Below are 12,807 nucleotides of genomic sequence, written 5' to 3' on the forward strand. Positions count from 1 at the left end.
TATATAATTTCAATTATTTGATGCTGACAATACGGACGCTCATTTCACCGCCTGGTGTTTGTACAGATACTTGATCGCCAACCTTTTTACCTAAAAGGCTTTTAGCAATTGGCGAGTCGTTCGAAATTTTCCCTTCAAACGGATCTGCCTCAGCACTACCCACAATAGAATAGGTTTCTTCTTCCCCATCCGGAAGCTCAATAAATGTAACAGACCTGCCTAATGTTACAGAATCGCCTGCCATTTCTCCTTCAGCAATAATCTTAGCATTGCGAATCATATTTTCTAATGTTGTAATTCGGCCCTCAACAAATGCCTGTTCTTCTTTCGCAGAATCGTACTCAGAGTTTTCTGATAAATCACCAAAACTTCTTGCGATTTTAATTCTTTCTACCACTTCTTTACGTTTCACTGATTTTAAATATTCAAGTTCTTGTTCAAGTTTGTCTTTTCCTGCTTGTGTCATTGGAAATACTTTCTCTGTAGCCAAAACCTTCACTCCTTCTAGTCTTCACAACCCCCATTAGAATTGTGTATGTAGTATATGTAGATTGTTTGCCTATGACAAATACATAGGAGCGCGTCCTTGTATAAGGGCGCGCACTTTAAATATTTATTAAATCCTTATCTTTTGATATTGTGTCATAAAAATGACTTTTGTTCAAGAATTGTTTGAATTTTTGTGACCATTATATCAATTGCAACATGGTTATGTCCGCCTTCTGGGATGATGACATCCGCATAACGCTTAGTAGGTTCAATAAACTGATTATGCATTGGGCGAACCACATTTAAATATTGATCAATTACGGAATCAAACGTCCGCCCGCGTTCTCTAATGTCACGGGTTAAACGGCGGATGATTCTCAAATCTGCATCTGTATCTACGTACAATTTAATGTCCATTAAATTACGCAGACGCTCATCTTCAAGTACTAAAATTCCCTCTAATATAATAACATCTTGCGGTTCGACGGGAATAATCTTGTCTGAACGGGTATGGATGGAGTAATCATAAACAGGTTTTTCAATCACTTCATAGCGTAACAGCTTTTGGATATGTTCTATAAGTAAATCATTATCAAAGGCAAGTGGGTGATCATAATTTGTTTTTAATCGTTCTTCAAACGGCACATTAGTTTGATCCTTATAATAATAATCCTGTTCTAGTACCAAAATGGAATGATCTTTTAAACTTTCATAAATGGCTTTTGTTACACTGGTTTTTCCGGAGCCAGAGCCGCCGGTTACACCAATAACAACCGGTTTGCGCATCATACTAGTTCTCCTTTCGCATCATGTTGTTAGGGTATACCGGTTTGTCCAATTTAAATTGTACAATTTGAAGAGGATGCCTAGCTGCATCCAATTCATTACCTTTATCATCCCAAATTTTATTAACCACATGTGTAAAGTTCTGAATTTCCGGTCCGAAGAATTCGACTTCGTCCCCTGGTTTAAAATGGTTTCGCTGCTGCAATGTAACCATTTGAGTTTTTTCGTTGTAATCCAGCACAAGACCGACAAACTCAAACTTTGTCTTTTTGCTATGATTACCAAACATTTGCTCTTTATACCCCGGCACTCCTTCAAAAAATGCAGGTGCAGTCTCACGGTTAGCGCATTTATCAAGTTCCTCTAACCATTCACGCTTAATCACAAAATTCTCTGGATCAGCGCAATAAGCGTCAATAACTTTCCGATAAACACTTACGACTGTTGCAATGTAATGAATCGATTTCATTCGGCCTTCAATTTTCAAACTGTCAATTCCTAGCTCAATCATTTTTGGAATTGCTTGAATTAAATTAAGATCCTTTGGGCTCATCGCAAACGGGTCATCCCCATCTTCAAAAAGAGTTACTTCCTGATTACTGTCCTCGAGTTTGTAAAGATCATAATCCCAGCGGCACGATTGGCAGCAACCACCGCGGTTAGAATCCCTTGCAGTCATATGGTTGCTCAATGTACAACGTCCGGAGTAAGCAATGCACATTGCTCCATGAATAAAGGTTTCGATCTCAACATCGACCTTTTCCTTCATTTCTCTAATTTCTTCCGCACTTACCTCACGTGCTAGTACTACCCTTTCTGCCCCTGACTCTTTCCAAAACTGGGCGGCTTTCCAGTTGGAAAGTGATTGCTGTGTACTAATATGGATTTCAATCTCTGGAGCAAGACGCTGGCATGTTTCAATAATTAGAGGATCGGCGACAATAATCCCTGCAATTCCTGTTTCCTTTAAGCCAAGTATATATTCCTCTAAACCGTCAATATTTTCGTTATGAGCAAAAATATTTGTAGTTACGTAAATCTTTGCACCAAATTTTTTGGCGAACTCAACGCCTTCTTTCATTTCTTTAAATGTAAAATTATCCGCGTTTGAACGAAGTCCGTATTCTTGACCACCGATAAACACAGCATCGGCTCCATATTGAACTGCAATTTTTAATTTTTCCAGATTGCCTGCTGGAGCAAGGAGTTCCGGCTTCTTCACAATGACACGTTTCCCATCGATCATCTCAGAAATTTTATCTATACCTGTATTCACGATTGAACCCCTCCTATAATAAATGTTTAGCTGCAGCGCATAGAGGCTCGGGAACTTAAGCCCCTGAGCAAGGCGCTTTCGCTTTTTAAGTTAATAAACTGTCTCTTTGAAAAAGAATCCTGTATCTAACGAACGATTCTCTGGTTGAATTTTCTCGATTTCCGCAAGCAGCTCGTCCTTTTTGTCATCATAAGCCTCTGGATCTTCGAAAAATAAATCAATTGCTTCACGATAAATTCTTGTCACAGCCAGAATATATTCCGGGCTCTTTAAGATTCCATCAATTTTAAAAGAATCAACACCGGCTTCTAGCATTTCTTGCAGCTCATCAATGATACAAATATCATTTGGACTCATGATATGCGTACCGTTCTCATCTTCAAAGATCGGATATTTATTCTCACGTTCTTTATCGTGCAAAAACATATTTTTTTCCATCTTACGATTTTCAATCTCCATGACTTTCCCTTGGTACTCATAATAGTTACCAAGGAGAGAGCGTTTAGATTGGAACATACAGCTCATTCCATGAACCTGTACTTCAATTTCCACTTCTGCATTTTCCTTTATTTCGACAATGGCATCCATGTTGATTTCACGAGCTAGAACCGCCCTTTTCGCACCTTTTCTGCCCCAATAATTACACGTATACCAATTCGTGCCAGTTGTCTCTGTACTCCAATGAAGCTTCATTTCTGGTGCCACTTCTTTTGCAGTCATTAATACAGCTGGGTCACCAAAAATAATTGCATCTGCCTTTGCAGCTGCTGCAAATTGAATATAGCCAGCAAGTTCGTCTATTTTTTCATTGTGAAAAATGGCATTCATCGCAACATAAACTTTTTTCCCCTTGTTGTGGGCTAGGTCAATCGCTCTTTGAACATCCTCACGGTTGAATTCTCCAGCAAGTCGTAATCCATATCGCTGCTCACCGACAACAAAGGCATCTGCCCCTGCTTCTGCTAGTGGCAAAATATCGTCGACTGTTAATGGAGTGACAAGTAATTCTGTTTTCTTCATTTTCTCCCACCTCTTCTTTTGCTAATTGCGACCCCATCCCCAACAGGCAGAATCACGGTGTGATAATCCGGATGATTCATTAACCAATGGTTAAATTCATCAATTTTCTTTACAAGATTACGAGTTCTTTTTGATTCAATCTCTTGTTCAGCAACAAGACCTTTAAACAGCACATTATCCGTAATAATCATTCCATCGTGACTAAGATATTTTTCATATATCTCAAAAAACTTTTTGTATTGTCCTTTAGCAGCATCAATAAAAATGGCATCGAATGGAGCCTGTCCCTGAACAAGATCTTCAACCTCCAAGGCATCACCTTCAATTAAGGTAATTTGCTCACCATTCTCAGATCTCTCGATAAATTCTTTAGCAACATGAAGCCGTTCCTTATCCCGTTCAATTGTAACAATTTGTGCCTTTGGGAGAGTATTTGCCATTCTTAACGCCGAATAACCAATCGCTGTTCCCACTTCAAGAATCTGTTTCGAGTGATGAATTCGCAATAATTGCAGCATGGTTTCGATCCCAGCTAGCTCCATAATAGGGACATTATGTTTTTTTGCATAACTTTCCATTTCAGTAAACAACGGGATGCGTGCTGAAATTAGACCTTCAATATAAAAATGCAGCCTCTCATTCAACAAGCTGCCGTCACCTCAATTCTATAAAGTGAAACTTCAATCAGTGGGGGTTTTTCTCATCCCCCACTGATTGTTAGTTGAACCAATCGGGCTTTTACGGGCAGTTGATCCCCTACTTATCCTTCTTGTACCTCGAAGTAATGAAGTGGGGATCTTACTGCCCGTTAATGCGGGATAAAAGCATTTTTGATAGAAAAGCGAACACATCGTTTAGCAACGTATGGCCAGAGGGCCAGTCCGACTGAGATAAAGTAATCCGATGTCGACTTATCTTAGGAAGGAGTGATGACCAATAGTCGCTGGGCGCTGCAGCTGGACAATTCTAAAAGTCAAATACTATAAATTATCTACCATCATTATGCTCTTTAGACATGAAAAAATAGCGTTCACAGGAAATAACGAGCTGAAGGATTCAACTCAGTACGTTTTTAGGCAGATACACCCGCAAAATACACTACTGTGAGGTACGCTATAAAATACTTATTAAAACACCTGAGTTATTTTACCATAAAAAAAAGGGGAATGCTAATCTTTCCCCATGAAATAATTATTTTTTATTGGAAATATGCTTAGCTTTTTCCTGATTATGTTCATCCAATGTTTTTGTAAAAATAACATCTCCGTCAGCGGTTGCTAGGAAGTAATAAAAATCTGTTTCCGCTGGCTCCAGTGCCGCCTCAACCGACATCTTTCCAGCATTTGCTATTGGACCTGGTGGAAGACCTTTATTTTTATACGTATTATAAGGTGAATCCACTTCTAAATCCTCATATAAAACCTTGTCTTTATGTTTCCCTTGGGCATATAAAACAGTTGGATCTGTTTGCAAGGGCATTCCCTTTTTCATACGATTGTAGAAAACACTTGCGATCATTTTACGGTCGGCTTTTTCTGTAGCTTCTTCCTCCACTAATGAGGCCATTGTTAATAATTGATGAATTGACAGCTTTTTTTTGTTACTTTCTTCTGTGTAATCAGATAGAACGTTCCTTGTTTTATCTAACATTGCCGTGACCATTTCTTCAACAGATGGATTTGGCTTATAAAATGGATAGGTTGCCGGATATAAGTAGCCTTCGAGTGGATATTTCACTGTCGAATGCAAAATTTCATCTGTTAAAATATCTGGGTATTTGGCCATTAGTGTTTTAATAAATTCTTTGTCATTTAATTTATTAAACACATCATCTTCCTTTTGGTTTGTAGCTTTTGCCATTATAGCGGCAATTTCCTTAAGCTGCTGTCCTTCTGGAACCGTAATTTTAAAACTAGCTTTCGCCAGCACTTTGCCCGTTTTTAAACGGCTGACAATTTCAGGGACATCCATCGATGGGCTTAGCTGATAATCCCCAGCCATAAATCCGCCTTCATTTTTCAGTTTTACATAATACTTAAATACTTTTGCATTTTTTATTATTCCGTTTGCTTCTAATTTTTCAGCAATTCCTGTAACAGATGACCCTAGTGGAATTTCGACTGTTTTCTGTTTCTTACTAGAAGAGTCAAGAGGTTTAAGTGCTGATTGTATATAGAAATATCCTCCGCCACCAATTAAGACTATGAATAATAGCATTAAGATAGATATGATCAAAACAATCTTGCGGACAATTTTTGCTTCATGGTGCTGCTCAAGCATTTTTTGCCGAATAACATCTTTTTTTGTGCCCTTTTCGTCTGTCGTCATCTTTTTCCCCCTTCCCCTGACCTATCAAACATATCGCATTAATTTTTGTAAAATATTAATAAAGGTATGTATCAATTTCAGCATATAGTAAGAAAAATGTCAATTTATCATTGGATTTGTCAAATAATAGGAGGTGCGAGCAGAGCTAAGCTTTACCTATCAAAAGGAAAGAAATGTATATAGTCACTTCGACCGGATAAAATGATTCGTTTTTGCGCCGCTCCGCCCCTTTTCCACAAAAAAAAAGAATCGGCCAACAAGCAGCCGATTCCTGAAATATTATTGTTCCTCTTGTTCCTCGTTAAAGGTATTAAAAACCTCTTCCACCATGTCCCATTCTTCATCAGTTTCGATTTCCATTAATTCGCCGAAACCGCCATCTTCTGTTGGAATGTATGCATATGTGAGAATGTCAATTTCTTCTTCTTCATCTTCATTTTCACCAACTGGATAAAAGAATACATAGGACTTTTCAAATTCTTCTGAATCAAATGTGAAAAGTATTTCAAATAATTGTTCATCGCCATTATCATCGATAAGAGTAATATAGCGATCCTCATGATCATGTTCGTGTGTCATTTCTTCACCTCATTAATTTTTACTGTCAAGATAGCCTTGAAGAATTATCACTGCTGCCATTTTATCAATGACCTTCTTCCGCTTTTTACGGCTGATATCAGCCTCAAGTAAAACACGTTCAGCAGCCATTGTTGTCATCCGCTCGTCCCATAAAACAGTTGGCACATCAAATCTTTCCGCAATTTCAGCAGCAAATTGCTGACTTGCTTCCCCGCGTGGTCCAACCGTCCCGTTCATATTTTTAGGAAAACCAATGACAACTGTATCGACTTGATACTCTTTTATTAATTGACCAATTTCCTCAAAACCAAACTCTTGCTTTTCTTCATTGATTTTGAGGGTTTTGAGACCTTGTGCCGTCCACCCTAGTTCATCACTAAGGGCAACACCGACAGTTTTTGAGCCTACGTCTAAACCCATTGCACGCATTACTTAACCCTCTCGTTGTTGTTTTAGATAGGATTTGACTAATTCCTCAATAATTTCGTCCCGTTCGAGCTTACGAATAATGTTACGGGCATCGCGATGACGAGGAATATAGGCAGGATCACCGGATAACAGGTAGCCGACGATTTGATTTATCGGGTTATACCCTTTTTCCTGTAATGCCTCATAGACTTGAAATAGAACATCCTTCACGTCATGTTCAAATGGCTCTTCAGGAAAATTAAATCGCATCGTTTTGTCAAATGAACTCATTTCATGCACCTCGCCTTTCTAATAGAGGAGAGAATTGTAAAGTCTAGCTACAGCGCCTAGGGGTTCGCAGGTTTATATCCCATCCGTCAAAGAGGTTACAACCTCTTCGCCGGCTCGTCTTATACCTGGCTAGTATCGTTCCCGTTAAGGAAGACTAATCTCCGGCTTCGCTTCTCTTGCCAATCGATAAGTCATCCATTATCGCCCCTGGTCAAGGCACTTCCGCATTCTAGAATTGTTACCTACATTTTACACTACTTTGTTCCATTATCAAATGGATTTTACCCATTCATCTACGAATTGAAGTGCAGACTCCAGTTTTTCAGGATCTTTACCGCCTGCTTGAGCCATATCTGGGCGTCCGCCACCACCTCCGCCGCAGCGAGAAGCAACTTCCTTAATCAGTTTCCCTGCATGGTAGCCTTTTTCAATTAAATCCTTCGTCACAGCGGAAATTAAATTCACTTTTCCTTCATGGACACTACCGAGGACGATGACAACAGATCCAAGCTTTTGCTTCAGGTCATCGGCCATATTTCTCAAGTTATTCATATCTGCTGCCTGAACCTTCGCTGCTAAAACCGTTACACCGTCGATATCTTTTGCCTTTGATACGAGGTTGCCAGCTTCAATATTTCCAAGCTTTGTTGCAAGTGATTCGTTTTCCCGCTGCAGCTGTTTAATTTCAACCATTAAACTATCAATACGGTTAACAATATCTTTTGGATTTGTTTTTAGTTTTTCAGCAGCATCCTTTAACAAACCTACTTGATCATTTAGCGATTTGTATGCAGATTCACCAGTTACAGCCTCAATTCTTCTTGTTCCAGCACCAATTCCGCCTTCTGACACAATTTTAAATAATCCAATGACAGATGTATTTGGAACATGACAACCGCCGCAAAGCTCAAGACTATAATCCCCCACTCTAACTACGCGGACAATCTCACCATATTTTTCACCAAACAGCGCCATTGCTCCCATTGCTTTTGCTTCGGCAATTGGTTTTAGGCTGATGTCTACTTCGATGTTTTGCCAAATCTTTTCATTCACAATTCTTTCAATCTGATCCAATTCTTCCGGCTTAATTTGACCAAAGTGCGAAAAATCAAAACGAAGACGGTCGGGCTCTACTAAGGAACCTGCTTGATTTACGTGCTCACCGAGTATATCTTTTAATGCCTGATGAAGTAAATGGGTAGCGGTATGGTTTTTAATAATTTTTACACGATTTTCAGCATCCACTTTTGCCGTTACCTGATGATTCGTTTTTAACATACCGTTCTTCACTACAACTTGATGAAGGTTTTGACCATTCGGTGCTTTTTGAACATCCTTAACAGCAATGGTTACGTCTGCACCTTTAATCAAACCGCGGTCAGCTATCTGTCCGCCACTTTCCGCATAAAATGGTGTTACATCCAGAATTAGCTGTATTTCTTCACCGCTTAATGCTTCCTCAACCAGTTCGCCATTTTTAATAATTGCCACAACAGTTGAGTTAGTCTCTAGCACATCATACCCAACGTATTTACTTTCAACGGTAACGTCGCGAAGCACACCGCCTTGAACCTGCATCGAATCGACATCATGACGAGCTGCCCGGGCACGCTCACGCTGCTGATCCATTTCTACCTCGAAGCCTTGATGGTCAACCTTCATACCCTCTTCTTCCGCATATTCTTCGGTTAGTTCTACCGGAAAACCATAAGTATCATATAGACGGAACACATCAGCACCAGTAATGGTATCGCTGCCTTTTTCTTTTTCCTTTTTAATGACACTAGCTAAAATAGCTAAGCCTTCATGAAGGGTTTCATGGAAACGCTCTTCTTCATTTTTGATGACCTTTTGAATGAAATCGGTCTTTTCTTTTACTTCCGGATAGAAATCTTGCATGATTTCGCCTACGACAGGTACAAGTTCAAACATAAATGGACGGTTAATATTGATTTGTTTTGCATAACGGACAGCTCGGCGCAGCAACCTGCGCAACACATAGCCGCGGCCCTCGTTTGATGGCAATGCCCCGTCCCCGACAGCAAATGCAACGGTACGAATATGGTCAGCGATTACTTTGAAGGCAACATCGCTCTCTTTATCAACACCATATTTTCCGCCGGAAATTTCCTCTGTTGCCCGAATAATTGGGATAAATAAATCAGTATCAAAGTTAGTTGGAACATTTTGAACGACAGATGCCATTCGTTCAAGTCCCATTCCAGTATCAATATTTTTCTTTGGCAGCGGTGTATAAGTGCCATCAGGATTATGGTTAAATTGTGAAAACACAAGGTTCCAAACTTCAAGGTAGCGCTCGTTTTCACCGCCTGGATATAACTCAGGGTCGCTTGGGTCATTTCCGTAGGCAGGCCCTCGGTCATAGAAAATTTCGGTATTCGGGCCGCTTGGACCTTCACCAATGTCCCAGAAGTTACCCTCAAGACGAATGATTCGTTCTTCTGGTATACCAATTGTCTTATGCCAAATTTCATATGCTTCATGATCCTCTGGGTGTACGGTTACAGATAGAAGCTCTGGGTTCCAGCCAATCCATTTTTCATCGGTTAAAAACTCCCATGCCCATTCAATGGCTTCTTGTTTGAAATATTCACCGATGGAAAAATTGCCAAGCATTTCAAAGAACGTATGGTGACGTGCTGTTTTTCCGACATTTTCAATGTCATTTGTTCTAATTGATTTTTGTGCATTTGTAATCCTTGGATTCTCAGGTACAACACGTCCATCAAAATACTTCTTTAAGGTTGCAACACCGCTATTAATCCATAACAATGATGGGTCATCGTGTGGAACGAGCGATGCACTCGGTTCAATGGTGTGTCCTTTTTCTTCGTTAAAAAACTGTAAAAACATTGAGCGGATTTGTGATCCTGTTAAATTTTTCATATCTTAGACCTCCTCCTTTTTTTAAAAAGCATACAAAAAAGCCCTCATCCCAAAAACAGGGACGAGAGCTTGCCTCGCGGTACCACCCTGATTATGAATACAAAAAAGCATGTATTCATCTCTCAATAAAGCCTTAACGCGGCAATGACGACAGTGATTAGCTGCACTCCGGACTAGCTTTCTGTTATTCTTCATCTAGAACTTCTTTCAGCCAAGGAAGCTCCTCTCTTCTGCGCTTGAACGCGTTACAGATGGACTACAACATACTCGATCCTTCTACATTTTCTAACAAATATTCTATATGACGAATTATAGCCACCACATTATTGTTTGTCAATTTGAATCAGTGATAAAGTGAAGCTTCCCAGCAGTTGGACGCTTTTTTTCCCACAGTTGGTTAGTTGAATAAATCGTGTTTTTTACCGGCGGCTTTATTTTACAAAATATTTTTTCTTACCTTAAAACAATGGTTTATTGCCTGTTAATGCGGGCTAAAATGATTTTTTGCATGAATAATCCCAACTTTTAGCACAGCAAGTACCGGGACAGCTAAGATCAACCCTAAAATCCCGCCAATTTCTCCTCCGGCAGTTAACGCAAACATAATGACTAATGGGTGCATATGCAGGCTTTTTCCGACAATATAGGGAGACAATATATTCCCTTCAAGAAATTGTAGTCCGAAAACTATCACTAAGGTAATAATCACTAATTTTACAGAAGTAGTGGCTGCAATTATGACTGCCGGCACAGCCCCGATAATTGGGCCGAAATAAGGGATTACATTTGTGGCACCAACAATCAAACCTAATAATAAGGGATATTTTAAATGAAAAACCCAAAATAACAGGGCTGAGATACTGCCAATAATGACACAAACAAGGAGCTGCCCCCTAATATAGCTTCCGAGGGACTCATCGACATCCTTTAGAAAAAGAGAGCCCTTCTTACGCCATTTTTTTGGGGTAATATACCACAGAGCCCGTTTAATCAAGGCAAAATCCTTTAACATATAAAAAGCAATGAATGGGATAATCAGCATGATGAGCGCTGAATTTAAGAAGTTCATTAAGATGCTCACGATGATGGTCAGTAACGCGTCCATCTTTTTTTCAAAGGTATCAATGCCGTCATTAATGCGCGTCTGCAGTCCATCCGGCCAGGCTCTTGTGTGTGATTGGAGTTGATAAATCCAGCCTCGGTATTGCTCTGCAAAAACAGGTGCACTCTCAGAAAGGTCCTTTAATTGATCAATAATGGCTGGAATTCCTTTATATAGACCTACGCCGATTCCGCCAAAAAAAATAAAATATATTAAAATGATCGAAAGCCCACGATGAAGCCCTTTTTCATGTAGTTTTTCGACGATTGGGTGAAGTAAATAAGTAATAAATGCGCCAATAATAAAGGGGAGAATGATGATAGATGCTATCCTTACAATCGGCATCCATACGAAACTAATTTTTAGAAAAACAAATATGGCAATTAATAAAAGGAGCAAAAAACCAATTCGGTAATACCATTTCATACGAATATCCACTGCCATGCCTCCTTTTGGTTAGTTTTCGAGACAATTGGAGGAAATATACAACAAAAAACCCCCTCGACTACTTGAGGGGGGTTGGCATTAAAAGATCGCTCGTCTGACTTTCCTTTGCATTCTTTTCACATTGCGGGCTGACATCATATTATTTCTTTGGACAATATTATATGCTGCCATGCCAGCACCAAAAGCAATCATTGTCGTCATCATTTTATTCATCCGTCTCACCTCTTCTAGGTATTGACTAGTTTCAGCAGCTAGTGTACTATGCCCTTCTCCCTACGATAAGTCAACACGGAAAAGTTTTGCTCTCCGTGTTTTCTTTATTTCAGTCGAAGGGTTTCAGTCTATACCCTTCTACACATGCGCTTCTGCTTTTCTTCTAAAGGGTGTAACGACGCTCTTCTTCTTCAAACAAGTCATCTAATGAACTTAGTGACCCGTCTTCTTCGACTTGATGGGTATTGATTATACCTTGGGAAACGGTGAGCTCAATAAAACAGTTCCAGCAATAATATTGGTTGATACCAATTTTACCGATATCCTTACTTTGACAATTAGGACACTTAAACATGGAAAGACACCTCACGTATCATTTAGCTAACAGAACTTATTTCCTAAATTCTGAACGCATAAATTCAACTATGCCTCTGTCTTAGCCCTCTTAGGCTCGCCAGTAGGCTAGTTTTCATTTACATCTACGATAATGGCATCCTTTCCAATCGCTAAGGGCTTCCTGGATTGAATGACCTGTTTACCTTCCGTGATATCCGAAAAGAAGCCATCCGTGATTTCATACCCTACGATTGTGCCCACTTCTTCTTGAAAATATACATCTTTCAACAATCCGAGCGACTCACCGCTCTTTGAAAGCATCAGCATTCCGTCTATAGAATGTTGATGGTTAAACGTATATTCAGGAGTCTCATTCAGTTTTTGCAATTGCTCAGTATCCTCAACCATAACGCCATCCCAGCCAAAGGAGGCTACTTTTTGAATGTCCAGAAAAAAAGTTTGTTTGAAGAACACGCCTTTTTTTACAAGCAGGCCATTTACTTTTCCGGTACCTGAAATACATAAGTCACTAATCTCACCGACTTTTGTTCCACTTCTTGTTTCAAATACGGGCTGCCCTTTTAATAAAGAAAATGTCCGCAAAAAGTGTCCCACCTCCTGTGAA

14 protein-coding genes are annotated in these 12,807 nt (G+C 39.7%); all 14 read right to left on the minus strand.

Annotated elements, in window-relative coordinates; translation table 11 throughout:
• Window positions 1-13: 13 nt before the first annotated feature.
• Window positions 14-490 (minus strand): transcription elongation factor GreA, encoded by a 477-nt coding sequence (gene greA / locus QNH20_RS19460; protein WP_283919621.1) that lies wholly within the window; start codon window positions 488-490, stop codon window positions 14-16.
• Between the two features lie 152 nt (window positions 491-642).
• A complete protein-coding gene (udk, locus tag QNH20_RS19465) occupies window positions 643-1,278 on the minus strand; it encodes a uridine kinase (protein WP_283919622.1) in 636 nt (211 codons plus the stop codon).
• 1 nt (window position 1,279) lies between these two features.
• A complete protein-coding gene (locus tag QNH20_RS19470; protein ID WP_283923455.1) occupies window positions 1,280-2,521 on the minus strand; it encodes a peptidase U32 family protein in 1,242 nt (413 codons plus the stop codon).
• Between the two features lie 120 nt (window positions 2,522-2,641).
• A complete protein-coding gene (locus tag QNH20_RS19475) occupies window positions 2,642-3,571 on the minus strand; it encodes a peptidase U32 family protein (RefSeq protein WP_283919623.1) in 930 nt (309 codons plus the stop codon).
• Window positions 3,568-4,218, minus strand: coding sequence for an O-methyltransferase (locus QNH20_RS19480; RefSeq protein WP_283919624.1), 651 nt, complete (start codon window positions 4,216-4,218; stop codon window positions 3,568-3,570). The genes QNH20_RS19475 and QNH20_RS19480 overlap by 4 nt, the downstream gene beginning before the upstream one ends.
• A gap of 544 nt (window positions 4,219-4,762) precedes the next feature.
• Window positions 4,763-5,899, minus strand: coding sequence for an endolytic transglycosylase MltG (mltG, locus tag QNH20_RS19485; RefSeq protein ID WP_283919625.1), 1,137 nt, complete (start codon window positions 5,897-5,899; stop codon window positions 4,763-4,765).
• Between the two features lie 279 nt (window positions 5,900-6,178).
• Window positions 6,179-6,478: a DUF1292 domain-containing protein gene (locus tag QNH20_RS19490; RefSeq protein WP_283919626.1), complete on the minus strand. Its 300-nt coding sequence runs from the start codon at window positions 6,476-6,478 to the stop codon at window positions 6,179-6,181.
• A 12-nt stretch (window positions 6,479-6,490) separates the two neighbouring features.
• The gene (gene ruvX / locus QNH20_RS19495; protein WP_283919627.1) at window positions 6,491-6,907 is read right to left on the minus strand and encodes a Holliday junction resolvase RuvX; all 417 of its coding nucleotides are present in this window, start codon (window positions 6,905-6,907) and stop codon (window positions 6,491-6,493) included.
• Between the two features lie 3 nt (window positions 6,908-6,910).
• Window positions 6,911-7,177 (minus strand): IreB family regulatory phosphoprotein, encoded by a 267-nt coding sequence (locus QNH20_RS19500; protein WP_149871085.1) that lies wholly within the window; start codon window positions 7,175-7,177, stop codon window positions 6,911-6,913.
• 270 nt (window positions 7,178-7,447) lie between these two features.
• Window positions 7,448-10,084: an alanine--tRNA ligase gene (gene alaS / locus QNH20_RS19505; protein ID WP_283919628.1), complete on the minus strand. Its 2,637-nt coding sequence runs from the start codon at window positions 10,082-10,084 to the stop codon at window positions 7,448-7,450.
• A gap of 481 nt (window positions 10,085-10,565) precedes the next feature.
• Window positions 10,566-11,624 carry an AI-2E family transporter gene (locus tag QNH20_RS19510; RefSeq protein WP_283919629.1) on the minus strand — a complete coding sequence of 353 codons (1,059 nt, stop codon included), beginning with the start codon at window positions 11,622-11,624 and terminating at the stop codon, window positions 10,566-10,568.
• 87 nt (window positions 11,625-11,711) lie between these two features.
• Window positions 11,712-11,846: a YrzQ family protein gene (locus tag QNH20_RS19515; RefSeq protein ID WP_283919630.1), complete on the minus strand. Its 135-nt coding sequence runs from the start codon at window positions 11,844-11,846 to the stop codon at window positions 11,712-11,714.
• A 163-nt stretch (window positions 11,847-12,009) separates the two neighbouring features.
• Complete coding sequence (locus tag QNH20_RS19520; RefSeq protein WP_283919631.1) at window positions 12,010-12,201, minus strand: hypothetical protein; 192 nt, start codon at window positions 12,199-12,201, stop codon at window positions 12,010-12,012.
• Between the two features lie 107 nt (window positions 12,202-12,308).
• Window positions 12,309-12,785 carry a PRC-barrel domain-containing protein gene (locus QNH20_RS19525; protein ID WP_283919632.1) on the minus strand — a complete coding sequence of 159 codons (477 nt, stop codon included), beginning with the start codon at window positions 12,783-12,785 and terminating at the stop codon, window positions 12,309-12,311.
• Window positions 12,786-12,807 lie beyond the last annotated feature (22 nt).

The organism is Neobacillus sp. WH10 (genome assembly GCF_030123405.1).
GTDB lineage: Bacteria > Bacillota > Bacilli > Bacillales > Cytobacillaceae > Neobacillus.

Excerpts from the sequence above, each read along its gene's own strand:
- mltG (WP_283919625.1), bottom strand. The coding sequence starts at position 5,899 with ATGACGACAGACGAAAAGGGCACAAAAAAAGATGTTATTCGGCAAAAA.
- QNH20_RS19500 (WP_149871085.1), bottom strand. The coding sequence starts at position 7,177 with ATGAGTTCATTTGACAAAACGATGCGATTTAATTTTCCTGAAGAGCCA.
- alaS (WP_283919628.1), bottom strand. The coding sequence starts at position 10,084 with ATGAAAAATTTAACAGGATCACAAATCCGCTCAATGTTTTTACAGTTT.
- QNH20_RS19470 (WP_283923455.1), bottom strand. The coding sequence starts at position 2,521 with ATGATCGATGGGAAACGTGTCATTGTGAAGAAGCCGGAACTCCTTGCT.
- QNH20_RS19490 (WP_283919626.1), bottom strand. The coding sequence starts at position 6,478 with ATGACACACGAACATGATCATGAGGATCGCTATATTACTCTTATCGAT.
- udk (WP_283919622.1), bottom strand. The coding sequence starts at position 1,278 with ATGATGCGCAAACCGGTTGTTATTGGTGTAACCGGCGGCTCTGGCTCC.
- QNH20_RS19515 (WP_283919630.1), bottom strand. The coding sequence starts at position 11,846 with ATGAATAAAATGATGACGACAATGATTGCTTTTGGTGCTGGCATGGCA.
- ruvX (WP_283919627.1), bottom strand. The coding sequence starts at position 6,907 with ATGCGTGCAATGGGTTTAGACGTAGGCTCAAAAACTGTCGGTGTTGCC.
- QNH20_RS19475 (WP_283919623.1), bottom strand. The coding sequence starts at position 3,571 with ATGAAGAAAACAGAATTACTTGTCACTCCATTAACAGTCGACGATATT.
- QNH20_RS19520 (WP_283919631.1), bottom strand. The coding sequence starts at position 12,201 with ATGTTTAAGTGTCCTAATTGTCAAAGTAAGGATATCGGTAAAATTGGT.